Consider the following 25,292-nt stretch of genomic DNA (forward strand, 5'->3'; position numbering starts at 1 on the left):
TCCTGATCACAGCTATTATCATATAATTCTATCTTAGCGCAAAAGACAAGATACTGACAAGGGGGTTTAGTCGTATGAAATACGACCTTAAGCGCCCTTAATTTGTGATTTCAAACGTTCGATGACCCGGTTTTTGCCGAGCAAAGCAATGGTTATATTAAGATCACGTCCGTGCGTTTGTCCGGTCAGAGCCACACGAATTGGCATAAAGAGTGCTTTGCCCTTATGACCTGTTTCTTTCTGTACTTCCTTAATCAGAACAGCCATGTTGCTTGCACTGAAATCCTGACAGGCTTCAACCTTAGCCAGAAAAGCAGACAATACCTCAGGAACTTGGCTTTCAGCCAGAACCTGGGCTGCTTCCGTCTCTAACTCTAGGTGACTGCGGAAGAACAGTTCCGATAGCGCCACGATGTCAGAAGCTGCAGTCATCTGCTCTTGATACAACGCGACAAGGCTTTCCGCCCATGCTTGTTGCTCTTCGTTCAGCTCAGCAGGTATTTTACCCGCTTTTTGCAGATGTGGAATAGCTAGCGCAGAGATCCGTTTAGGATCAGCATGCTTAATATAATGATTATTCAGATGCGCCAGCTTGTTTTTATCAAATACAGCCGGGCTTTTGGACAAACGGTCCGCATCAAAAATAGAAATAAGTTCTTCTTTACTGAAGATCTCTTCTTCTCCCTCTGGAGACCAGCCAAGTAGAGAAATGAAGTTAACCAGAGCCTCAGGCAAGTAACCCAATTCATCATATTGCTCGATAAACTGAATAACGGATTCATCCCGTTTGCTGAGCTTCTTGTGGTTGTCGCCAACAATAAGCGTCATGTGACCAAATAAAGGTGGCTCCCAGCCAAGCGCTTCATAGATCATAAGCTGGCGGGGTGTGTTGGAAATATGGTCTTCTCCACGCAATACGTGAGTAATAGCCATCAGATGATCGTCAACAGCTACCGCGAAGTTATAGGTCGGAATTCCGTCCTTCTTCACAATAACAAAGTCACCCATTTCTTTTGTGTCAAAAGAAATACTGCCTTTTACGAGATCATCAAACGCATACGTACGATCTTCTGGCACACGGAAGCGAATGCTAGCCACTCGTCCCTCAGCTTCAAAAGCTAAACGTTGCTCTTCAGTCAGATCACGGTGTTTGCCAGAATAACGAGGCGTTTCTCCGCGGGCAGTCTGTTCTTCACGTTCCGCTTCCAGCTCTTCCTCTGTGCAATAGCAGCGGTAAGCCAAACCTCTGTCCAGCAAATCCTGCCAATGTACACGATATAAGTCAAGACGTTCTGTCTGACGGTAGGGTCCGTACTCTCCGCCAACATCAACGCTCTCATCCCAATCCATACCCAACCATTTCAAATACTTAAGCTGGCTCTCTTCACCACCAGCGACATTGCGCTTTACGTCTGTATCTTCAATTCTGATAATGAATTTACCGCCTTTATTACGGGCGAACAGATAGTTAAACAGCGCCGTTCTGGCGTTACCTATATGTAAATGTCCCGTAGGGCTCGGTGCGTAACGCACCCGGACTTCATCCGTCATTGTATTCCCTCCGCTTCATATGGTTGAACTTAATTTACTACTTAGACCATCTCAAGATGATATCACATCTTGGAGTAGACAGACAATAGATTGTGCGGCAATTCCTTCGCCGCGTCCGGCAAAACCAAGCTGCTCAGTTGTAGTAGCTTTAACATTCACCTTGGACGGGTCAGCATTAAGCGCACGTGCGATAATCTCGGTCATTTGTGGAATGTACGGAGCCATCTTAGGCTTTTGGGCGATAATCGTTGAATCGATATTTCCCAGCTTATATCCTCGCTCACGAGCAAGTACCCATACCTCTTCTAATAACTTCAAGCTATCTGCGTCCTTAAAAGCTGGATCTGTATCCGGAAAATGTCTGCCAATATCACCAAGTCCAAGTGCGCCTAGAATCGCGTCACTAACTGCATGCAGCAGCACATCTGCATCGGAATGCCCAAGCAATCCTTTTTCGTAAGGAATCGTAACTCCCCCAATAATACAAGGCCTGCCCTCTACCAGCTGATGCACATCAAATCCTTGTCCTACAGCGATCATGATTGTCCCTCTCCCCTGTTTCTTTCTGTGAATTCTGCATAATCCAAATCATCAGGTGTCGTAATCTTAATATTTCTGTAGCTTCCCTCTACCACAGAAACCGGAATCCCCGCACGCTCCGCCAAGCTGGAGTCATCGGTGCCCAGAAAGCCATCCCGCTCTGCCGCTGCATAAGCCTCCAGCAAATCAGAAAGACGAAAAGTCTGCGGGGTTTGAATCGCCCACAGACTTCGCCGATCCGGCGTAGACAGTACTTGTCCTTCATTATCCACCTGTTTGATCGTATCCTTGACGGGTACAGCAAGAACCGAAGCACCCATCTGCTTCGCTCGTTCGTAGCAAGCCTCAATTTCATTCGGCTGTACAAACGGACGAACACCATCATGTACCATTACCCACTGTGTCGTAAGTTTCAACAACCCTTTATGTACGGAATGCTGACGCTCAGATCCACCAGTTACTATAGCCTTAACCTTGTCCAGCTTATAGAGCTGTATCCATTCCCGGCAGCGTTCAATATCCTCTTCACCGGTTACGAGCACGATTTCAGAGATCAATTCGTGCTGCTGGAATACCTCCAGCGTATGAACGATAATCGGCTTCCCCTGCAGTAACAAATATTGCTTGCTCTCCGCAGTTCCCATTCGCGTTCCTCTGCCTGCCGCCACAATGACGACGCCCACACTGTTTGACATTAATCTGGCTCCTGTCTTTCACGTATAATCCCATCATAACGTGTTTGGCGGGCATTTCCAACCCATAGGACAGTCCCCATACACTTTATCTTCACTTATTGCGCTTTTTCCAAAAGTTTTGGCTTAGCAAATATCATTCGGCCAGCCGAAGTTTGCAGCACGCTAGTGACCAGAACCTCCATCGTAGTCCCGATATATTCACGTCCGCCTTCTACAACAATCATCGTTCCATCGTCTAAGTAGGCTACCCCTTGCCCATGTTCTTTGCCATCCTTAATGACCTGAACTACGATTTCCTCACCAGGCAGCACTACAGGCTTCACAGCATTCGCCAGATCGTTAATATTCAGAACGGAAACACCCTGCAATTCGCAAACCTTATTTAAGTTGAAATCATTAGTGACTACTTTACCTTGCAGTACCTTCGCCAACTTCACTAACTTGCTGTCAACCTCAGAGATTTCTTCAAAATCTCCCTCATAGATTAATACCTTCACATCAAGCTCTTTTTGAATTTTATTGAGTATATCAAGCCCACGCCGTCCCCGGTTCCGCTTCAACAGATCCGAAGAATCAGCAATATGCTGGAGCTCTTCAAGCACGAATTCAGGTATGACAATGGTTCCCTCAATAAATCCCGTCTTACAAATGTCAGCGATTCTTCCATCGATAATAACACTTGTGTCGAGGATTTTATGTTCCTCAAGCCCGCGGCCTTCCGGCTCAGCCGCTTGGCCCCAGCGTCCAGATGTCCACAGCGCAGCAAGCTCCTCTTTTTTCTCCAAACCGATCCGCAGCCCCAGATATCCAAAAGCTAACGTAGCTGGCACTTGCAGCAGCTGCCCAGCTTTCCCAAGCCAGATCATTGCAGGGTATAACAGGAGAGATAACAGAAGCCCCCCTGTAAGCCCAGCTGCACTTGCAGCTAATTCATTCATTGGAATACGCGAACAGTAGTGAACCGCCTCCCGCAGTTTTGAACCTCCCCATTCCGCGCATAAAGACCCCGCAAACAAAAAAATAATGGCACCCAGCACCGTAAATAAAATGCTTCCTTCTACAGGTAAGCTTTCACCCAGCTTTTCCATCCCCTTGGGGAATCCTCTTTCGAGCGCATGGTATAGCGAAAAACCTGACCAAGCACCACATATTAAGGCAAAAGACAAAATCACTTTTTTCCACATAACCTAACGCACCTCCTTTTTATTCATCCTAAATGGATCTATTCCTCACCAGTATGTTCCAATTTTCAAGACGATAAACTTGGGGTAGCGCTGGAAATGCAAAAAGGCTTTGCCATCCCCTAGGGAAGACAAAACCTTTGGTCATAATTTATTCAGTTACCTTACCTTATGGACCGATTAACCGTTCTTGGAGTGATACACTTTATCCTCTGAACGGCTACGACGACGATGACGGCGTCTGGCTGTCAACCGATCAATATTTTGCTTAAAGCCGTATAATGCATAAATTCCAAGTAAGACAAAGATCAGCTTAGCGATTTGCTCTGGGAACACAACAGCTACAGCCACTGCAACAACAATAACCACTGGCGCTCCAACCACCGCTTTTTTCGGCAATCCAATCTTTTTGAAATTAGGATATTTAACAGTGCTGACCATCAAATAGGATAAGAGCAGTGTAGCAACGATCATAAACGGAGCCGAAACATCTTTATTAAAAAGAGCTAATGTGGCCAGTACACCACCTGCAGCAGGAATTGGCAAACCGATAAAATAACCCGGAACCCCCGGACGAACATTAAAACGGGCTAAGCGCAAAGCACCAAACACCGGAAAAATCGCAGTTACTGTCCAGCCTAATGCAGAGTTTAAATCCTGCAAGCTTGAGACGTACAAAATAACGGCCGGTGCGACTCCGAAAGAAACGACATCAGATAAGGAGTCCAACTCCTTGCCAAATTCGCTTTCGCATTTTAGAGCGCGAGCTACTCGACCATCTAAGCCGTCTAACAGCATAGCAATAATAACCATGATAGCGGCCATGCTAATCTTACCGTCAAACGCCATCATGATACCAAACATTCCGAGCATCAAATTACCTATCGTAAAAAGACTCGGAATTGATTTTTGTATCATTTCTTCACCTCAATTTTCTAACTTTGGCCTTTAACGTCCCCAATATTACGTGATTGTATGTTATTTACATTTGCCTGTCAATAAGAACTTGCTTCTGTAAACGTTTGAGCCCATCCTGAATATTACGGGCCCGCACCTCCCCAATTCCGTCCACTTCATCCAATTCAGCTATGCTTGCGGACATCAAATTAGGCAGCATTTCAAACCGCTCCACCAGATTGTGAATGATCACATTCGGAAGCCGCGGAATTTTGTTAAGCAGGCGATAACCACGTGGAGTCACCACTTCTTCAGAGGTAATTGCCGTAGAAGAATAACCCAGTATACGGGCAATATGGTTGTCATCCATCAGATCATCATCGCTTATCCGTTTGAGACCGGCGATAATTTCACGGATTTTATCTTCCTGCTCTTCCTTAGCATAGTCTCTGTATAGAAGCCATGCTTCTTCCTCTGTATTTCCAACCAGTTCTTCCATCTGCATGCTGATCAGGCGTCCTTCGTTGCCCAATTCGTTGATATAGCGTTTGATCTCCATTTTTATGCGCAAAACCATCTCTACACGCTGGATAACACCCACTACTTCAGCAACGGTAACAATGCCCTCATATTCTGAAGCTGACAAATTCGTCAGTCCTTGCGTGAGCACTGCTTTATACTTCTCGAGTGTCTGAATCGCTTGGTTAGCCTTTGCCAAAATAGCCCCGATCTCTTTGAGTGCATAACGTATCGAGCCTTGATAAAGCGTGATGATATTGCGGCGTTGTGAAATGGAAACCACCAGCTTACCCGTTTGCTTCGCTACCCGCTCCGCGGTCCGGTGACGGATCCCCGTCTCGATGGATGAGATAGAGGAATCCGGTATAAGTTGTGTATTAGCATACAATATACGCTTTAAATCCTCACTTAGAATAATAGCTCCGTCCATTTTAGCTAGCTCATATAAATAATTGGGCGAAAAATCGCAGTTAATGGAGAATCCGCCATCCACTACGTCCATCACCTCAGGACTGTACCCTACGACAATAAGTGCCCCTGTCTTAGCGCGCAGCACATTCTCCAAACCTTCCCGAAAAGGTGTACCCGGTGCCGCCAGTCTGAGCAGATCATTCATATTCTCTAATTGGTTATATTCTTTCATATCCCTGTGCCCCCTAATCTAACGCGACCGATAGTGCATCTGCTACGGTACTGACGCCAATAATCTGGATATCTTGCGGGTGCTTCCATCCCTTCATGCTCTTTTCAGGCATAATCACCCGCCGGAAGCCAAGTTTTGCGGCCTCCTTAACGCGCATTTCCGCGCGCGAAACGCCTCTTACCTCACCGGTAAGTCCTACTTCTCCGAAGAAAACGTCGTAAGGTTTTGTTGAAATATCACGAAAACTGGAGGCGATACTAATAGCTACAGCTAGATCAATCGCCGGTTCATCCAGCTTTACTCCCCCGGCAACATTCAGGTATGCATCCTGATTCTGCAGGAACATGCCCATCCGTTTCTCGAGTACAGCGATAATAAGTGCCATCCGCTGGTGATCCATGCCTGTGCACATTCGCCGTGGGGAAGGGAAGTGGGTGGCAGCAACAAGTGCCTGAAGTTCTACAAGCACAGGTCTAGTTCCCTCCATACTGGCCACCACAGTAGAACCAGCCACGCCAAGCGGACGTTCCGATAAAAAGAGCTCCGATGGATTCTCTACTTCGGTAAGCCCCGCTTCACCCATTTCGAAAATGCCGATTTCATTCGTAGAGCCAAAGCGGTTTTTTACAGCCCGCAAAAGTCTATACGTATGATGCCGCTCACCCTCAAAATACAGCACGCAGTCCACCATATGTTCAAGCATCCGTGGTCCAGCAATAGCCCCTTCCTTGGTAACATGACCAACGAGAACTGTTGCAATTCCACGAATCTTAGCGATACGCATAAATCTTGTCGTACACTCCCGAACCTGGGTCACGCTGCCTGGCGCACTCGTTACTTCTGGCATAAATACGGTCTGAATAGAATCGATGACAAGAAATTGTGGCTGGATTTGTTCGATCGCTTCTTCTATGCTTTCCATATTTGTCTCACATAGTACATAAAGCTCCGTTGACAACGCATCGAGGCGATCCGCGCGCAGCTTAGTTTGCCTTACCGATTCTTCGCCCGAGATATACAGTACTCGCAATCCCTGTGTTGTAAGGGCGTGCGAGGTCTGTAATAAGAGCGTAGATTTACCGATTCCTGGGTCTCCCCCTACTAGTACCAGCGATCCTGGTACGATCCCCCCACCGAGAACACGGTTAAGCTCACCTATACCTGTCAGTATGCGCGGTTCCTTGTCACTTTCTATACTTATGATCGACTGTGCCTTTTCTTTACTATGAAAAATAGGGGCATTCATTCCCTGTGTTTTGACTACGCTTTCCGTTTCCTCCACCATGGAGTTCCAAGCCTGGCACCCTGGGCATTTCCCGAACCATTTTGGCGATTCATATCCACAGTCGGTGCAAAAAAATTTTGTTTTTGCTTTAGCCATTTGTTCTCCTTACGGTCCGAACTGTTTACAATTCGGATCATTTTCTTCTAATGAAAGTTTACCATTTCTACCCCTTTAACGAAAGGTCATTCGGTATTTGCATTAAATGTATATTTTAAATTGATCTATTTCCAATAAAAAAAGCTTCCGCTCCTCTATAAATAAGGAGCGAAAGCCTTGTTTATTTTATTCGGATTCTACTTCTTTTTCAAGCGCTGGCGCTACTGGAGCGTCCACTTTAGTCACCACAAGTTCTCCCCCCACCTCATCAATATTGAGGGAATCACCCTTTTGGATATTTCCTCTCAACAATTCCTCAGAAAGACGGTCTTCAATATGCTTCTGAATTGCCCGGCGCAATGGACGTGCACCGAAGGCTGGGTCATAACCTTCTTTAGCCAAGAAGGCCTTCGCTGCATCCGTGAGTACGAAATCAACATCATATTCACGCAGGCGCTTGCGCAGCTCATCAGACATCAACGTAACGATCTCAGCGATATGTTTCTCATCGAGTGAGTGGAAGACGATGATTTCGTCGATCCGGTTCAAGAACTCTGGACGGAAGCTCTTCTTGAGCTCTTCCATAACCTTGCCCTTCATATTGCCGTATTCTGCTCCTGCATCTTGCACAGCCGTGAATCCAAGCGTTGAATTCTTCTTGATTGCCTGTGCGCCTACGTTAGAGGTCAGAATGATAAGTGTATTGCGGAAGTCAACTACCCGGCCTTTGGAGTCGGTAAGGCGACCATCTTCAAGCACTTGCAGCAAAATGTTGAATACTTCCGGATGTGCTTTTTCAATTTCATCAAGCAGTACTACAGAGTATGGTTTACGACGTACCTTCTCTGTTAATTGGCCGCCTTCTTCATAGCCGACATATCCAGGAGGAGCACCAACTAAACGGGACGTGGAGTGCTTCTCCATGTATTCCGACATATCAATACGGATGACCGCATTTTCATCGCCGAACATAGCTTCAGCAAGCGCACGTGCCAACTCAGTTTTACCTACACCCGTAGGACCGAGGAAGATAAAGGAGCCCATTGGACGTTTCGGATCTTTAAGACCCGCACGCGCCCGGCGCAATGCCCGGCTGACAGCCTTAACAGCTTCGTCCTGACCAATCACTCGTTCATGCAGCAGAGCTTCCATGTTAAGCAGACGGTCGGTCTCTTCTTCCTTCAGCTTGCTTACAGGGATTCCCGTCCAGCTTGCAACAACCTGTGCGATATCTTCAGGTGTAACTTCAGAATCGGTACGTCCTTGTTTTTCTTTCCACTGGTTCTTAGTCGTATCAAGCTCTTCACGGATTTTTTGCTCCGTATCACGCAGGGCAGCCGCTTTCTCAAACTCTTGGCTCTGAACAGCAGAATCCTTCTCCTTGCGGATATCATCCAAGCGCATTTCTAGTTCCTTCAGATTTGGCGGGATAGTGTAAGAGTGAAGCCTTACTTTAGACCCTGCTTCATCGATAAGGTCAATGGCTTTATCCGGCAGGAAACGATCCGGAATGTAACGATCAGACAGCTTTACAGCTTCCACGATAGCTTCATCCGTAATTTTCACACGGTGATGTGCTTCATAACGATCGCGAAGTCCAAATAGAATTTGTACCGCTTCTTCTGGAGATGGCTGATCCACCGTAATCGGTTGGAAACGACGCTCCAAAGCTGCATCTTTTTCAATATATTTACGATATTCATCCAGCGTAGTCGCACCGATGCACTGAAGTTCTCCGCGGGCTAAAGCCGGCTTAAGAATGTTGGAAGCATCAATAGCACCTTCTGCGCCACCAGCACCGATCAGCGTATGAAGCTCATCGATAAAGAGTACGATATTCCCCGCTTGGCGAATCTCATCCATGATTTTCTTGAGGCGGTCTTCAAACTCACCGCGATATTTAGTACCAGCCACTACAGAGCCCATATCGAGCGTCATTACGCGTTTGTCGCGCAGTGTTTCTGGAATTTCATTATTAATGATCTTTTGGGCCAAGCCTTCAGCAATAGCTGTTTTACCAACCCCAGGTTCACCTATCAACACCGGGTTGTTCTTCGTCCGGCGGCTCAGTACCTGAATAACACGTTCAATTTCCTTGCTGCGACCGATAACTGGATCCAGGTTGCCATCCTTGGCATAAGCCGTCAAATCGCGTGCTAGGCCGTCTAGAGTAGGTGTGCTGACATTAGCAGGTGTTCCGCTATGACTGGATGCAGCCTCGCTGCTTCCCAGAAGCTGAAGCACTTGCTGACGAGCTTTGTTCAAGCTGATGCCTAGGTTATTAAGCACACGAGCCGCGACACCTTCTCCTTCACGAATAAGTCCTAGCAGAATATGCTCAGTGCCGACATACGTATGTCCCAGCTTGCGGGCTTCGTCCATCGACAACTCGATTACTTTTTTGGCGCGAGGAGTATAAGCAATGTTCGTAGGTTGTTCTTGGCCTCTGCCAATCAGTGTCTCCACTTCGTCCTGGATTTTCTCAAGACCCAGACCCAAAGCGATTAATGCTTTAGCAGCAATGCCGTCTCCTTCACGAATAAGTCCTAGCAAAATATGTTCTGTGCCAATATTGTTGTGTCCTAAACGAACAGCTTCTTCCTGCGCTAGCGCTAGCACTTTTTGCGCGCGTTCCGTAAATCTTCCAAACATCATATCTCCTGCACCTCCATGAATAATAAATATCTATATTAATGTTGTGTTCCCAGTGTTTCTCGGAGCAGTTTCGCCCGATACATATCCCGTTCAGTGGCGTTCATCTCGTCACCGAACATTTTTTGCAGAAATCCTGGCTGTGTCTTAACGTTAAGCTCATTAAGCACGGAAATCGAAGGGCCTTCCAGTATGCCAAGGTCAACCCCAAGTCTCACATCAGACAGCCGTTGTGCGGATTCTTTAAGCTCCATTAGAGCTGCATAACACAAAATCCCATAAGATCTTTTCACTCGGTCTGTAATTCTTAAAGCGGAATCTACAAGCAGCCTTTCACGGGCATTTCGTTCATGCTCTATAATCTGGGTGACTACACTGTGAAGGTTCTCGATGATTTCACTTTCTGTTTGACCGAGAGTAATCTGATTGGAAATTTGAAAGATGTTCCCTACTGCTTCGCTGCCCTCACCATAAATTCCTCTTACAGTCAATCCCACTTGGTTCACTGCTGACAATATGCGATTGATCTGTTGGGTCATTACTAGTGCTGGCAAATGCAGCATTACTGAGGCACGCAGCCCTGTACCCACATTGGTGGGACAACTGGTCAAGTATCCTCTTTTATCATCAAAAGCGTAATTCACAGCCGATTCGAAGATATCATCGATGGCTGTCGCACGTTCCCATGCTTCTCTTACCTGAAGACCCGGGAACAGACATTGGATCCGCAGATGGTCCTCTTCGTTAATCATGATGCTGACCGACTCATCTTCATTTAATATCACAGCTGCGCCACGTGAATCATTAGCCAGATTAGGACTGATAAGATGTTTCTCGACCAATACCTTTTTATCCAGTTCATTCACTTCAGCAAGCTTTATCAGTTGAAAAGATCCGAATACGGCAGCAGTTTCCCCATGAAACACAGGGGCCAGCAGCTCTAATACTTCTTCCGATTGCTCTAAGGAAGCAAGCATAGGGAATGGAAGATGCTCTAAATTACGTGCAATACGCATACGGCTGCTAATTACAATCTCGGAGTGACTGCCTCCCGAGCGCATCCAATCACTAAGCGCTTGTTCAGTAAATCGGAGACTTGACATGTCATATCCCCCCTATATATCAAAGACTTTACTCTTGTGCCATTTCTTTTTCAAGTTGGCGAATTTGATCCCGCAGCTCTGCCGCAGTTTCGAATTCCTCCTGTGCGATACTTTGCTGTAATTCCAGCTTCAATTCATCAATTTGCCGTTTGAACACAATCTGTGCTCCAGCACGTTTGGGAATCTTGCCTACATGCGAAGTGCTGCCATGCACCCGTTTAAAGAGCGGGTCCAGTGCACTGTTAAAATATTTATAACAGGAGCTGCAGCCAAAACGACCCAATTTGCTAAACTGCGAGTACGTCATTCCACAATTCTCACATTGCAGACTCTGCGTAGTCTTCGTAGCAGCCGTCTTTTCCTTACCGGCCCCTTCAAGATCAAGCAGACCGGACAGCAAGCTGTGAATGGAGAATCCTCCAGCAGTTCCCGGGATCAGTTCACCCTTCTCCCGCGCACAGCTCTCGCAGATATGAAATTCTGTCTTCTCTCCATTCACGATCTTGGTGAAATGGAGTGTTGCTGGCTTGACGCCACATTCCTGACATTGCATAAGCGAAAGCCCCTCCCTTATGATTGACAATTATTTGCCTAACAAAGAGATTAACATCGCCTTCATAATCTTGGCCCGAATCTCATCCCGATATGGAATCTTAACCGTTAGGCAATCCCGAGAAACAGCAGCGCGCATAAGACACGCCTCACGCTTGCTTAGAAAACCAGCTTCCTCCAGTTGATAAATCAACCCTTCGGCAGCGTTCTGATCTATCCCGCCACCTATAGTATGGTTTAAATGGGCATGCAGTGCCACGTTGGGCGGCAATTCAAAACGTTGAATACGAATATATCCCCCGCCACCACGCTTACTTTCCACCACATAGCCTTTTTCCAGTGTAAAGCGTGTACTAATAACATAATTGATCTGTGACGGTACGCATGAGAACTGGTCCGCCAGGTCATTTCGCTGGATTTCCACCGTACCTTCGGGACTTTCATGCAAAATATTCTTCAGATATTGTTCAATAATATCAGAGATATTGCGCATCACTCATCCTCCAGTGCTCTTTAAAGCTTCATAATATCGCTTACGGCCCGCATCCTTAATGACATTTATTAGTGAACTTCATTCATATAAGTCTGAAGAAAACTTCACAAATTCAGAGGATCGCACTGTATGTCATCAGGTGCGTTGACTTTGACTTTCTTTGACTTTTTAATATTATAACATATTCTGTGCTAATTCCAAGAGGATTCTCTTATTTTTCACTTTTTTCAGCGAATGTATTCGGAAATAAAGAACTCTCCCAGCATCTTTCGAAGGGGAGAGCCTAATTATTTTCTAAAAATGATCAAAAAGTGCAGTTTCAGCTTGCGGTATGATTTCTTCGAGCCATTCCAGAGCCCTCGGATTACCAGTCATACGTCCATAACGAGCCAGCTCTGCCGGGCGTTTATATCCAAACATTAGAATCGTCAGCGTACCAATATCACAGCTTAAGTCAGCTGCATCCCGTTCACCCTCTATACGCAAGAAAGCTGCTGCTCCCTTTTCGGAGACAGTCCATTCCCACAACCCGTCATTCCATGGGGCATATTTATCTTCAATATAGATAACCTGTTTCTTCTGACTGTTGTGACGCTTAAAAGAATAACTCTCCACGAATGCTTTAGCATTAACAATACGCGCCATAAAATAAGGATAATTCTCCTGCTCTATACGCGGATCAGGCAGCAAAAAGGGTAACATATCATCGGATGGCACCAGTTTTAGCGATGCACCGGTCACCATCGAATCGTGATTTGCAAGAAATGTCCACAGCCCCTGCCGGGCCTGTTCGTTCAAAAACACAAATTCATCAATGACCAGCTCTCTATTTTCTATCTTATATAGTACGTATCCTTCAGGTTCCCCAAGCTGTGAATAAAATACCGCAGTCTGACCTTCATCATCCAGAACAGAGTTTTCCCACCAGTCCAAATCACGCTTAAGTGTTCCGTTATATCTAACTGCAAAACGATTGTATAAGTTGTCCAATACTTCGATATCGTTAACACCACGTCTTACCTTGCCCTCAACTTCAACCTTCTTGGGAAACTTGGCAACAGGAATGGAGTATTTCTTATATTCACAATAAACTTCCCAACCAAATTTGCGATAAAAGGGGATCAAGAACGGATGCAGAAAAGATAATGTCTGCCCCGCCTCATTCATCGTTTGCAGCGTATGCGCCAGGAGCTTTGCCACATGCCCCTGTCTGCGATTCTCTGGCCATGTCGCTACCCCTGCGAGCCCTCCCATAGGTACTAATCTACCTTGTATGTACACTTCGAACGGAAGAAGAGTAAGTTTAGCTTCCAAAGTCCCTTCTTCAAAAGCACCCCATACGCGTTCTGCTTTAAATCTTTCCTTAGCATTCGCCCTTTTCTCACTGGGCAGCTTGTATTGAAAAGCATATTCAGATAAATCCATGCTTAGATCAAACTCTTCTGAGTGCAACTGTCTGATATCCACAAAACTCACCTCATCATTTATGAATTTACTTTTATGGTTAGTATAACAAGAGAGCGTATTGTGTGCGAATTATAAGGATATTTTTTGAACTTTTTTTAGTTATCCACAGCCTTAGGCAGTTTTAAAAATAGTCTTGTAATCTTGTCCTATTCAAGTTAAAATAATTATCCACTTATCAATCCCTCTATCCACATAAATATGACTATATCCACAGCAACCCGTGTATTACTTAGGTTTTCTGTTGACAGATCTACATAAATATGTACTTAATCCACACCATCCGGTGATTTTTTGCCTTTTAATCATCTATCCACATGTGCGTAAGTTTTCTGCAAATTCCAATGAATTATCCACAAGTTTTCCACAATCTATAATAGACGCAAAAAAGCCACTGTCGAGTTATCAACAGTGGTCTATTTGTGCTTGGCAACGTCCTACTCTCCCAGGACCCTTCGGTCCAAGTACCATCGGCGCTGGAGGGCTTAACGGTCGTGTTCGGGATGGGTACGCGTGGAACCCCTCCGCTATCGCCACCAAACATGCGTCTGTGAAACAGACGCTGCCGCGTGAAATTCAGTTCATCACCAGAAGTGACAATGAATTTCTAAGCGTGTTACAGGCTTGATGCCTGAAAACTGAATCCGAAACGAATCTGCATTCTACGTATAGGATAAGCCCTCGACCGATTAGTATTGGTCAGCTCCATGCATTGCTGCACTTCCACCTCCAACCTATCTACCTCGTCGTCTTCAAGGGGTCTTACTAATTGGGAAATCTCATCTTGAGGGGGGCTTCACGCTTAGATGCTTTCAGCGCTTATCCCGTCCGTACGTAGCTACCCAGCCATGCTCCTGGCGGAACAACTGGTGCACCAGCGGTACGTCCATCCCGGTCCTCTCGTACTAAGGACAGCTCCTCTCAAATTTCCTGCGCCCACGACAGATAGGGACCGAACTGTCTCACGACGTTCTGAACCCAGCTCGCGTACCGCTTTAATGGGCGAACAGCCCAACCCTTGGGACCTACTTCAGCCCCAGGATGCGATGAGCCGACATCGAGGTGCCAAACCTCCCCGTCGATGTGGACTCTTGGGGGAGATAAGCCTGTTATCCCCAGGGTAGCTTTTATCCGTTGAGCGATGGCCCTTCCATGCGGTACCACCGGATCACTAAGTCCGACTTTCGTCCCTGCTCGACTTGTAGGTCTCGCAGTCAAGCTCCCTTATGCCTTTGCACTCTGCGAATGATTTCCAACCATTCTGAGGGAACCTTGGAACGCCTCCGTTACTCTTTAGGAGGCGACCGCCCCAGTCAAACTGCCCGCCTGACACGGTCCCCGTACCCGGTAAGGGTACTAGGTTAGAACCTAGATACGATCAGGGTGGTATCCCAACGGCGCCTCCACCGAAGCTTGCGCTCCGATTTCTACGGCTCCCACCTATCCTGTACAGATCGTACCCAAATTCAATATCAAGCTGCAGTAAAGCTCCATGGGGTCTTTCCGTCTTGTCGCGGGTAACCTGCATCTTCACAGGTATTAAAATTTCACCGGATCTCTCGTTGAGACAGCGCCCAAGTCGTTACGCCATTCGTGCGGGTCAGAATTTACCTGACAAGGAATTTCGCTACCTTAGGACCGTTATAGTTACGGCCGCCGTTTACTGGGGCTTCGGTTCATAGCTTCGGGTTACCCCTAACCACTCCCCTTAACCTTCCAGCACCGGGCAGGCGTCAGCCCGTATACTTCGCCTTGCGGCTTCGCACAGACCTGTGTTTTTGCTAAACAGTCGCTTGGGCCTTTTCACTGCGGCCCCCTCGTGCTATTCACACTACCGGGGCACCCCTTCTCCCGAAGTTACGGGGTCATTTTGCCGAGTTCCTTAACGAGAGTTCTTCCGCGCGCCTTAGAATTCTCTTCTCGCCTACCTGTGTCGGTTTGCGGTACGGGCACCTTCTCCTGGCTAGAGGCTTTTCTTGGCAGTGTGAGATCATGACCTTCGCTACTACAATTTTCGCTCCCCATCACAGCCCAGCCTTAATGATGTGCGGATTTGCCTACACATCAGCCTCACTGCTTAGACGGACATCCATCAGTCCGCGTCACTACCCTCCTGCGTCACCCCATCGCTCATAGCGGATTACGGTGGTACAGTAATTTCAAACTGTTGTCCTTCGACTACGCCTTTCGGCCTCGCCTTAGGTCCCGACTTACCCTGAGCGGACGAGCCTTCCTCAGGAAACCTTGGGCTTTCGGCGGATCAGATTCTCACTGATCTTTTCGTTACTCATACCGGCATTCTCACTTGTGTAGTGTCCAGCGCTCTTTTCAGTACACCTTCAACCCCTACACAACGCTCCCCTACCCCAGATACATACGTATCTAGCCATAGCTTCGGTGGTGTGTTTAGCCCCGTTACATTTTCGGCGCAGAGTCACTCGACCAGTGAGCTATTACGCACTCTTTCAATGGTGGCTGCTTCTAAGCCAACATCCTGGTTGTCTGTGCAACTCCACATCCTTTCCCACTTAACACACACTTGGGGACCTTAGCTGATGGTCTGGGCTGTTTCCCTTTTGACAATGGATCTTAGCACTCACTGTCTGACTCCCGGCAATAAGTATATGGCATTCGGAGTTTGACTGAGCTTGGTAATCCTTGCGGACCCCGCACCCAATCAGTGCTCTACCTCCACTACTCTTATACCGAGGCTAGCCCTAAAGCTATTTCGGGGAGAACCAGCTATCTCCGAGTTCGATTGGAATTTCTCCGCTACCCCCACCTCATCCCCGCACTTTTCAACGTACGTGGGTTCGGGCCTCCAGTGCGTGTTACCGCACCTTCACCCTGGACAGGGGTAGATCACACGGTTTCGGGTCTACGTCCACATACTAATTCGCCCTATTCAGACTCGCTTTCGCTGCGGCTCCACCTTCTCGGCTTAACCTTGCATGTTAAACGTAACTCGCCGGTTCATTCTACAAAAGGCACGCCATCACCCATTAATAGGGCTCTGACTTTTTGTAAGCACACGGTTTCAGGTTCTATTTCACTCCCCTTCCGGGGTGCTTTTCACCTTTCCCTCACGGTACTGTTTCACTATCGGTCGCCAGGTAGTATTTAGCCTTAGCAGATGGTCCTGCTGGATTCATACGGGGTTTCACGTGCCCCGCACTACTCGGGATCCGTCTCGGAGAGAACACAGTTTAGGTTACAGGGCTTTTACCTCTATCGCGGGCCTTTCCAGACCTCTTCACCTACCATATTCCTTTGTAACTCCATGTGAGACGTCCCACAACCCCTAAGAGCAAGCTCTTAGGTTTAGGCTGTTCCGCGTTCGCTCGCCGCTACTGACGGAATCACTATTGTTTTCTCTTCCTCAGGGTACTTAGATGTTTCAGTTCCCCTGGTCTGCCTCTACATTTCCTATGTATTCAGAAATGAGTAACTGCGAATTACCACAGCTGGGTTTCCCCATTCGGACACCCCCGGATCAAAGCTTGCTTACAGCTCCCCGAGGCAGTTTCGTTGTTCGCCACGTCCTTCGTCGGCTCCTGGCGCCTAGGCATCCTCCGTGTGCTCTTATTAGCTTAACCTTGATTTTTCCGCAGGAAAATATCATACGATGACATTCTCTTTGGAATCATCTCACTAATAACATTTACTTGTTTACACAAGTTGCTAAAAGATGTTCTAAAACGCAAATTCGTTTCGGTATCCAGTTTTCAAGGATCAAGTGTATAGACATAACAAATAGATGAAGTTTGTTGGTGGAGCCAAGCGGGATCGAACCGCTGACCTCCTGCTTGCAAGGCAGGCGCTCTCCCAGCTGAGCTATGGCCCCGCAAATTCCATCAAAACCGAACAAATGGATACACGTTAATTGGTTGTGGAAGTTAAACTTCCGATTTGAATGTTCTCATTGCAGAGAACGATTCTCCATAGAAAGGAGGTGATCCAGCCGCACCTTCCGATACGGCTACCTTGTTACGACTTCACCCCAATCATCTACCCCACCTTCGGCGGCTGGCTCCCTTGCGGGTTACCCCACCGACTTCGGGTGTTGTAAACTCTCGTGGTGTGACGGGCGGTGTGTACAAGACCCGGGAACGTATTCACCGCGGCATGCTGATCCGCGATTACTAGCAATTCCGACTTCATGCAGGCGAGTTGCAGCCTGCAATCCGAACTGAGACCGGCTTTGATGGGATTGGCTCCACCTCGCGGCTTCGCTTCCCGTTGTACCGGCCATTGTAGTACGTGTGTAGCCCAGGTCATAAGGGGCATGATGATTTGACGTCATCCCCACCTTCCTCCGGTTTGTCACCGGCAGTCACTCTAGAGTGCCCAGCATTACCTGCTGGCAACTAAAGTTAAGGGTTGCGCTCGTTGCGGGACTTAACCCAACATCTCACGACACGAGCTGACGACAACCATGCACCACCTGTCTCCTCTGTCCCGAAGGCCGCTGCTATCTCTAGCAGATTCAGAGGGATGTCAAGACCTGGTAAGGTTCTTCGCGTTGCTTCGAATTAAACCACATACTCCACTGCTTGTGCGGGTCCCCGTCAATTCCTTTGAGTTTCAGTCTTGCGACCGTACTCCCCAGGCGGAGTGCTTACTGTGTTAACTTCGGCACCAAGGGTATCGAAACCCCTAACACCTAGCACTCATCGTTTACGGCGTGGACTACCAGGGTATCTAATCCTGTTTGCTCCCCACGCTTTCGCGCCTCAGCGTCAGTTACAGCCCAGAAAGTCGCCTTCGCCACTGGTGTTCCTCCACATATCTACGCATTTCACCGCTACACGTGGAATTCCACTTTCCTCTTCTGTACTCAAGCCACCCAGTTTCCAGTGCGACCTCAGGTTGAGCCCAAGGTTTAAACACCAGACTTAAATAGCCGCCTGCGCGCGCTTTACGCCCAATAATTCCGGACAACGCTTGCCCCCTACGTATTACCGCGGCTGCTGGCACGTAGTTAGCCGGGGCTTTCTTCTCAGGTACCGTCACTCCGGTAGCAGTTACTCTACCGGACGTTCTTCCCTGGCAACAGAGCTTTACGATCCGAAAACCTTCATCACTCACGCGGCGTTGCTCCGTCAGGCTTTCGCCCATTGCGGAAGATTCCCTACTGCTGCCTCCCGTAGGAGTCTGGGCCGTGTCTCAGTCCCAGTGTGGCCGTTCACCCTCTCAGGTCGGCTACGCATCGTCGCCTTGGTGGGCCGTTACCCCACCAACTAGCTAATGCGCCGCAGGCCCATCCCTCAGTGACAGATTGCTCCGTCTTTCATTCTTCTCTCAGGAGAAAAAAGAAATTATCCGGTATTAGCTACCGTTTCCGGTAGTTATCCCAGTCTGAAGGGCAGGTTGCCTACGTGTTACTCACCCGTCCGCCGCTAAGTTATTTTGAAAGCAAGCTTTCAAAATAACTCCGCTCGACTTGCATGTATTAGGCACGCCGCCAGCGTTCGTCCTGAGCCAGGATCAAACTCTCCAATTAGTATTGAAAAGAGCGATATGCTCATTTTGAAACTGACGATTCATTAATTGAATCTTTTTAAAAATTAACGTGTTCCATTTGTTCAGTTTTCAAAGAACTTGCTCCTAGCATTTGGACATTCAATGTCTCTTGCACAGGAATTAGATTATATCATGTTTGTTTCTATCTTGTCAACTTATTTCTTCATCGCTTGTGTTTCGTATGTGCGATGCGTCGTAAGCACAAGAGATAATATACCATGCTGTCATTGAGTTTGCAAGCTTTTTTTGAAATAAAAAAATCATTCGTATAAATAACTTCGATACAACACAAATTGATACCATTCATCCATTATTTGTGGCTAAATAGAATTTATCGTATTCGCCAATCTTACCTTTTAACTATCAGTACAGAGAGGAGTCAAAATGAAGACCAAACCTACAGACGCTGCATCCACGGTAGACAGCAAGAACAAGGAGCAGCGTAATCTGCAGCAGGCAACGATTTATAAAATTTTGTTAGCTGTCAGTTTTGTTCATTTATTTAATGATTCTATACAGGCAGTCATTCCAGCAATCTTCCCTATTCTCAAAGATAATCTACTGCTCTCTTTCGCCCAGATTGGATGGATCTCATTCGCTTTAAATATGACGTCATCAGTAATCCAACCCGTCATTGGATATGCTGCAGACCGTAAACCCCGTCCTATATTATTACCACTGGGTATGTGCAGCACATTTTTAGGTGTACTTCTATTGGCTTATGCCAATAGCTATTTTCTGGTCTTATTCTCGGTTATCCTGATCGGATTCGGTTCAGCCACCTTCCACCCAGAGGGTATGCGTGTTGCTCATATGGCCGCAGGTCAGCGAAAGGGATTGTCGCAATCTATTTTTCAAGTGGGCGGCAATGCTGGACAGTCCCTGGGTCCAATGCTTACGAAATGGGTGTTCATCCCCTTTGGCCAGATTGGTGCCCTAGGCTTCACGATCGTCGCGGCTGCCGGAATCGCTGTTCAGACCTATGTAGCTCGCTGGTATAGAGAAATGCTAGATGCCGGTTATACCTTTCATAAAAAATCAACAGCACGGGCAATCGACCCCGCCCGCCGAAAAAGCATACGAACAGCAACGATTATTCTTGTATTCCTAGTCTTTGTTAGGTCTTGGTATGGCGCTTCTATCGGCAGTTACTACGCCTTCTATCTAATGGACAAATATCAAATGACGCTGGATAAAGCCCAAATCTATATTTTTATGTATTTGGCTGCTGGTGCAGTGGGCACATTTTTTGGAGGTCCGCTGGCTGACCGTTTTGGACGGCGTAATCTCATCTTACTATCAATGGTAGGAACCGTTCCCTTTGCACTTGCTCTACCCTTTGTAGGTCCATTATGGGCGGCTGTATTGCTGCTGATTGGCGGTTTCATCCTTCTGTCCAGCTTCTCTGTTACCGTCATTTATGCTCAAATGCTATATCCGGGCAACATTGGCACAGTTTCAGGTCTGATCACGGGACTTGCTTTTGGACTCGGCGGGATCGGCTCATTAGTCCTCGGCAACCTCATTGATAGTATCGGGATTGCTAAAGTGTTCATCGCTTGCGGCTTCCTCCCGCTGCTTGGGTTTCTTGCCTTGCTGCTTCCTAGAGATGAGAAATTAGAAGAATGGGCGGCGCAATAACTTCTCAATGATCACTTAAGGCTTTACTCATTACTGTAGAAAATAGAGCGGCAGCCTTCCCGCTGCCTTCAGTCATGTAATTATCCTGATTCGTACGATCAAAACCCATCCATACCGCAGCTGTCCACTCCGAAGTATAGCCTACAAACCAAAGATCCCGATTAGCTTTCTTGCTCACGCCAGCCAAGTCCAATTGGGTCGTACCGGTCTTTCCCGCTACTGGTCTGTTCATCTGCGCTTTTTTCCCTGTTCCTTCATTAACAACATTGCGTAACATAGCCGTCATCGCTTCTGCGGTACGCGGCGAGATTACCTGACGTGATTCAGAGGGATGAGTATACAAGACCTTCCCTTTTGAATCCGTTATGGAGCGCACCATATGAGCCGCATTAAATTTCCCTCCACTAGCAAAGACACTGTAGGCCTGGGCCATTTTTAGTGGAGAAACCCCATTATGAAGCCCCCCCAAAGCTATTGATAAATGATTGTCCTCCTCCGTCAGTACAATTCCTAATTTGGCGGCAAATTGCCGCGCAGAAGAGATTCCAACCTGCTTCAATACCCATACGGCTGGTGCATTGATGGATTTTTGCAAAGCTGTGTTCATTGTGACCTGACCTTGGTATATACCGTTCAAGTTCTCAGGCTTGTAGCTGCCATAAGCAACTTTACGGTCGGACAGCATACTATTCGGGTTGAATTTCCCGCTCTCCAGTGCAGGTCCATAATCAATGATCGGCTTAAAGCTGGAACCCGGCTGACGTGCATCAATAATAGCTCTGTTCAAATTGCCCTCGTTTTGATCTCGCCCACCAATCAATGCCACTACTTCTCCTGTACGATGATCCATTATGGTCATAGCTGCTTCTACCTGCTGATCTTTTCCGTCAGGTGGAAATGAAGCCTCTTTGAGAACGGCCTGCTCAAGTGCCTGCTGTGCTTTGATGTTCAAACCTGTAACTATAGTGTAGCCGCCTGTACGAAGCTCCTCTACGGATTTCCCTGTGATCTGAGCCGCTTCCTTAAGGGCGGCATCCACATAATACACTCCGGCAACCCCATTTTCGACCGCAGCTGGAGGCTGATATTGTTTATTCATAGCTTCCTGCATTTGCTCATACGTGATTAGTCGCTGATTGAACATCATCTTTAGCACTAGATTTCTTCTCGTTTTGGATAATGCACTATTGTCTACTGGGTTATAAATAGAGGGGCCTTTAGGGATTCCCACCAGAGTGGCTATTTGCCAGATCTCCAATTTTTTCAGATCAGACACGCCGAAGTAACGCTTCGCTGCTGCTTTTACTCCATATTGTCCCCGCCCCATATAAATCTGATTGAGGTACAGCTGCAAAATCTCACGTTTCGTCAGTCGCTGCTCCAAGGCAAAAGCAATAGAGGTTTCATTTAACTTACGCAGCATATTCTTATCTCTGTTCAAATAAAGATTGCGAGCAAGCTGTTGAGTAATACTACTGCCACCTTCTGATAAACTCATGTCCAAGATATTTTTTAAGAACGCGCGTGATATCCCTTTATAATCGACCCCTTGATGGCTATAAAAACGGCGGTCTTCTACTATTAAAAAGGTCTCTATTAATAAAGCCGGCATCTCCTCAAGCTCTGCTGTAAGCCTATAACCCGAGCTCGGTAGCGGAGTCATTCGTATAACTGTTCCATCTGAAGCTGTGATGAGGCTTGATTCTGGCAATTGCAGCCTATCCTCATGCCGGTTAAGTACAATCCCCCCATACTGGTATACATAGAACAAAATCAAAAGCACCAATACCGTACTAATAACACTCACATCAAATAATAGGTACCCTACTCGCAATATCCGGGTGCGTGCATTCCATCTGCTCATGATTCGATAATCAGGTTCTCCAGGAACCGCTCCATACTGCGCACTTCATCATTCGCTGCTGCAAGAAGTGTATGTACTTCCGCCCCATCCTCTTCAACCTCACGGAGAGTGCGAAGTATCGCCCTAGTTCTTATTAATAAAGCTACTGCTGGTGTGTCTTCTATCCGCTTTGAGCTTGCACCTCTATCTGGAACTTCTATTCTTTGCATTCGATTGAGGTTAGCAGCAATTTCACCTATTTCTCCTCCAGAGAGAACCTTGATGTTCTGGGCGACTCCTTTATCTGCCAGCTCCGTGGTTCCCACCACTAGCGAGCGCAAATCATCAGCCATTTTCTGTGAACGAAGAACATACAGCCCACCGAAGACTAGAATAAATAGAAGGATGGCACTAGGGGTTTGACCCATATGATTAATAACCCAATGAATAAGCCGGACAAAAAAGGCTCCTGGTTGACCCGAATAATGAGAATACAGCAAAGCGACAGCCCGCTGGACAACAAAAAGAAAGGCAGCACTCAAAAGAGCACAACCCATAAAAATATATAAATAGCTGATACGAACCGTCCGAAGTTTTGGCATGGTAGTTCCCTCCTTGTGCCACAAGGATAACTTCCAAATCTTAAGAACCCGCCAGAGTTTTCTTAAGATTCTATGAAGAATGGGAAACGGGTAATAAAATCCGTGCGAAGAGATGTACTTTCTACATAAATAACGCCATTGTGGCGTTCGATGATACTTTTGGCAATCGCAAGTCCAAGCCCTGAGCCGCCTGTATGCTGTGAACGCGACTTTTCTGCCCGATAGAATCGTTCAAAAATAAAAGGGATATCACTTTCCGCAATCCTCTCTCCGAAGTTGCTAATACGGACCACAGCATCATTTTCCTTTTTACTGAAACCTATCTCCAATTTCCCGCCGCTTCTGCCGTAACGGATCGCGTTAGTAATCAAATTTTCATAAGCACGTACTAATTCTTTAGGCGAAGCCTCTATCCATAACTCATCAGCAACGTCCTCGATTTCATAGATCATATCCGCCTTTGTTAGTTCAGGAACTGACTCCTCCGCCAGCTGCCGTATGAAGGCCTTCAAATCCAATCTCTGCATAACCAAAGGGTACTCTCCACTATTTACACGTGTGTATTCAAAAAGATCATCGATCAGTTTACGCAGCACCAGGGATTTGTTGTAGGCTATATCCACGTAATACCGGATTTCCGCTTCTTCCTGACATCGATCTTGTTCGATGTATTCCAGAAAGCCCAAGACAGAGGTAAGCGGGGTGCGTAAATCATGGGAAACACCTGTGATCAAGTCATTTTTCGCATTTACAGCTTTACGTTCCTCCTCTATGGAGTGCTGCAAACGCTCAGCCATTTCATTAATATTCTCAGCCAGCACGCCCAGCTCATCCGTGGTTCTGACTTCAATTCTATGGGACATCCCGGAGCTTGTAATTTCTCGAATCCCTTTTGTGATCTCTTCCAGATACAGCACAACTTTACGAGTGTAGATAAAAAAGAATAATAAAAAGCTGATAATACCCGCTGCTGTCATTAGTGGCATAGAGCCAATATGATTAATAATCCAGCGCAGTATGCGTGAATAGGGAGCCGACTCTGAAGCCGGATTTAGATAGATCATAAAGTTGACGAGTTGGTACCCTGCCATGAGCAGCAAAGCGCCCGAAAGCACACTCAGCAAAAAAGCAAACATAAACTTCCAGCGAATCGTCGTTATATATTTAGAATTCAAGAAGCCTCACCTAATCCTTTCAGGAAGGTCCGTCCAATTTATAGCCAACTCCCCAGACGGTTTGTATGTAACGTGGGCGTTTCGAATCGATTTCGATTTTGTCTCGGAGATTACGAATATGTACCATCACTGTGTTACCGCCATCTAGAAAAGGTTCATTCCATACCTTATTGTAAATTTGCTGCAAGCTAAGCACTTGACCTTGGTGTCTCGCCAAAAGCTCTAGAATAGAGAATTCCCGCGGAGTCAGTTTAATCTTCTGCTGGTCTACATACACCTCATGCTTAGACGTATCTATAGTCAGATCCTCAAAGCTTAGTTTGCTGTCGTTTCCCAAGGTATTACTATCCTTATTGAATCCGTGATAACGGCGCAACTGTGATTTTACTCGTGCCACAATCTCCAAAGGATTAAACGGCTTGCCCACGTAGTCATCTGCCCCGAGGCTCAGGCCGGAGATCTTGTCCATATCTGTATTTTTGGCTGATAGTATGATAATTGGCATTTTCCGCTCTTCACGGATCTTCATACATGCAGCTAGCCCGTCCATTTTAGGCATCATGACATCAAGAATAATTAGATCAACTTCCTCTTTCTGCAGACATTCCAGCGCTTCCATTCCATCATAAGCCTTTAGCAGTCTATAGCCTTCATTACAGAGATAAATCGTTAACAGTTCTACAATTTCCTTCTCATCGTCTACTAACAATATCGTTTCTCTCTTCACAGGAAGGGTTTCCTTTCAAATATAGTAATAAATATCTATAGCTATATATTAGCAGATCATCCGAATTTTTTTCTAAAAATGAAACGTTTAGTTGTAATCCACGCAAAAAA

The 25,292-nt window shown here is 46.7% G+C and carries 17 protein-coding genes, 1 tRNA gene and 3 rRNA genes; 1 reads left to right on the plus strand and 20 read right to left on the minus strand.

The features are described 5' to 3' along the window. Positions 1-87 precede the first annotated feature (87 nt). From gltX to MHI15_RS11340, 16 genes are all read right to left on the minus strand, one after another. Complete coding sequence (gene gltX / locus MHI15_RS11265; protein ID WP_036680487.1) at positions 88-1,551, minus strand: glutamate--tRNA ligase; 1,464 nt, start codon at positions 1,549-1,551, stop codon at positions 88-90. A 51-nt stretch (positions 1,552-1,602) separates the two neighbouring features. Then, complete coding sequence (ispF, locus tag MHI15_RS11270; RefSeq protein ID WP_076277842.1) at positions 1,603-2,091, minus strand: 2-C-methyl-D-erythritol 2,4-cyclodiphosphate synthase; 489 nt, start codon at positions 2,089-2,091, stop codon at positions 1,603-1,605. Next, positions 2,088-2,786, minus strand: a complete 699-nt coding sequence (ispD, locus tag MHI15_RS11275) for a 2-C-methyl-D-erythritol 4-phosphate cytidylyltransferase (RefSeq protein WP_076130021.1) — start codon at positions 2,784-2,786, stop codon at positions 2,088-2,090. Before ispD ends, ispF begins: the two co-directional genes overlap by 4 nt. Before the next feature lie 95 nt (positions 2,787-2,881). Further along, entirely contained in the window at positions 2,882-3,970 is a 1,089-nt protein-coding gene (locus tag MHI15_RS11280; RefSeq protein ID WP_036680481.1) for a PIN/TRAM domain-containing protein, read from the minus strand. A 177-nt stretch (positions 3,971-4,147) separates the two neighbouring features. Further along, positions 4,148-4,885, minus strand: a complete 738-nt coding sequence (gene pssA / locus MHI15_RS11285) for a CDP-diacylglycerol--serine O-phosphatidyltransferase (protein ID WP_036680477.1) — start codon at positions 4,883-4,885, stop codon at positions 4,148-4,150. Positions 4,886-4,949: 64 nt separating this feature from the next. Then, on the minus strand, positions 4,950-6,026 hold the full coding sequence (gene disA, locus MHI15_RS11290; RefSeq protein ID WP_036680475.1) for a DNA integrity scanning diadenylate cyclase DisA: 1,077 nt from the start codon (positions 6,024-6,026) through the stop codon (positions 4,950-4,952). A 13-nt stretch (positions 6,027-6,039) separates the two neighbouring features. Beyond that, positions 6,040-7,407, minus strand: a complete 1,368-nt coding sequence (radA, locus tag MHI15_RS11295) for a DNA repair protein RadA (RefSeq protein WP_036680472.1) — start codon at positions 7,405-7,407, stop codon at positions 6,040-6,042. 186 nt (positions 7,408-7,593) lie between these two features. Then, a complete protein-coding gene (gene clpC, locus MHI15_RS11300; RefSeq protein ID WP_036680471.1) occupies positions 7,594-10,062 on the minus strand; it encodes an ATP-dependent protease ATP-binding subunit ClpC in 2,469 nt (822 codons plus the stop codon). Between the two features lie 35 nt (positions 10,063-10,097). Then, the gene (locus MHI15_RS11305; protein ID WP_076218760.1) at positions 10,098-11,162 is read right to left on the minus strand and encodes a protein arginine kinase; all 1,065 of its coding nucleotides are present in this window, start codon (positions 11,160-11,162) and stop codon (positions 10,098-10,100) included. A 28-nt stretch (positions 11,163-11,190) separates the two neighbouring features. Next, complete coding sequence (locus MHI15_RS11310) at positions 11,191-11,715, minus strand: UvrB/UvrC motif-containing protein (protein WP_036680467.1); 525 nt, start codon at positions 11,713-11,715, stop codon at positions 11,191-11,193. Positions 11,716-11,745: 30 nt separating this feature from the next. After that, positions 11,746-12,207, minus strand: a complete 462-nt coding sequence (locus MHI15_RS11315; protein ID WP_036680465.1) for a CtsR family transcriptional regulator — start codon at positions 12,205-12,207, stop codon at positions 11,746-11,748. A gap of 294 nt (positions 12,208-12,501) precedes the next feature. Further along, on the minus strand, positions 12,502-13,674 hold the full coding sequence (locus MHI15_RS11320; protein WP_341164417.1) for a GNAT family N-acetyltransferase: 1,173 nt from the start codon (positions 13,672-13,674) through the stop codon (positions 12,502-12,504). A gap of 421 nt (positions 13,675-14,095) precedes the next feature. Further along, positions 14,096-14,212, minus strand: a 5S ribosomal RNA gene (gene rrf / locus MHI15_RS11325). Positions 14,213-14,340: 128 nt separating this feature from the next. Continuing rightward, positions 14,341-17,267: ribosomal RNA gene (locus tag MHI15_RS11330) — 23S ribosomal RNA — on the minus strand. 172 nt (positions 17,268-17,439) lie between these two features. Then, positions 17,440-17,515 (minus strand) — tRNA-Ala (locus MHI15_RS11335). Positions 17,516-17,616: 101 nt separating this feature from the next. After that, positions 17,617-19,174: ribosomal RNA gene (locus MHI15_RS11340) — 16S ribosomal RNA — on the minus strand. Together the 16S, 23S and 5S rRNA genes with 1 tRNA gene alongside form the textbook arrangement of a ribosomal RNA operon. 404 nt (positions 19,175-19,578) lie before the next feature. Here MHI15_RS11340 and MHI15_RS11345 point away from each other — a divergent pair. Continuing rightward, a complete protein-coding gene (locus MHI15_RS11345; RefSeq protein ID WP_076123743.1) occupies positions 19,579-20,835 on the plus strand; it encodes an MFS transporter in 1,257 nt (418 codons plus the stop codon). Positions 20,836-20,839: 4 nt separating this feature from the next. Here MHI15_RS11345 and MHI15_RS11350 read toward each other — a convergent pair whose 3' ends face one another. From MHI15_RS11350 to MHI15_RS11365, 4 genes are all read right to left on the minus strand, one after another. After that, positions 20,840-22,699: a transglycosylase domain-containing protein gene (locus MHI15_RS11350; RefSeq protein ID WP_341164418.1), complete on the minus strand. Its 1,860-nt coding sequence runs from the start codon at positions 22,697-22,699 to the stop codon at positions 20,840-20,842. Beyond that, positions 22,696-23,280 carry a HAMP domain-containing protein gene (locus tag MHI15_RS11355; RefSeq protein WP_076220674.1) on the minus strand — a complete coding sequence of 195 codons (585 nt, stop codon included), beginning with the start codon at positions 23,278-23,280 and terminating at the stop codon, positions 22,696-22,698. The genes MHI15_RS11350 and MHI15_RS11355 overlap by 4 nt, the downstream gene beginning before the upstream one ends. A gap of 62 nt (positions 23,281-23,342) precedes the next feature. Beyond that, on the minus strand, positions 23,343-24,455 hold the full coding sequence (locus MHI15_RS11360) for a sensor histidine kinase (protein WP_076099628.1): 1,113 nt from the start codon (positions 24,453-24,455) through the stop codon (positions 23,343-23,345). A 19-nt stretch (positions 24,456-24,474) separates the two neighbouring features. After that, positions 24,475-25,182 carry a response regulator transcription factor gene (locus tag MHI15_RS11365; protein ID WP_312151807.1) on the minus strand — a complete coding sequence of 236 codons (708 nt, stop codon included), beginning with the start codon at positions 25,180-25,182 and terminating at the stop codon, positions 24,475-24,477. Positions 25,183-25,292: the final 110 nt, after the last annotated feature.

The organism is Paenibacillus sp. FSL H7-0918 (genome assembly GCF_038007025.1).
Lineage (GTDB): Bacteria > Bacillota > Bacilli > Paenibacillales > Paenibacillaceae > Paenibacillus_AQ > Paenibacillus_AQ odorifer.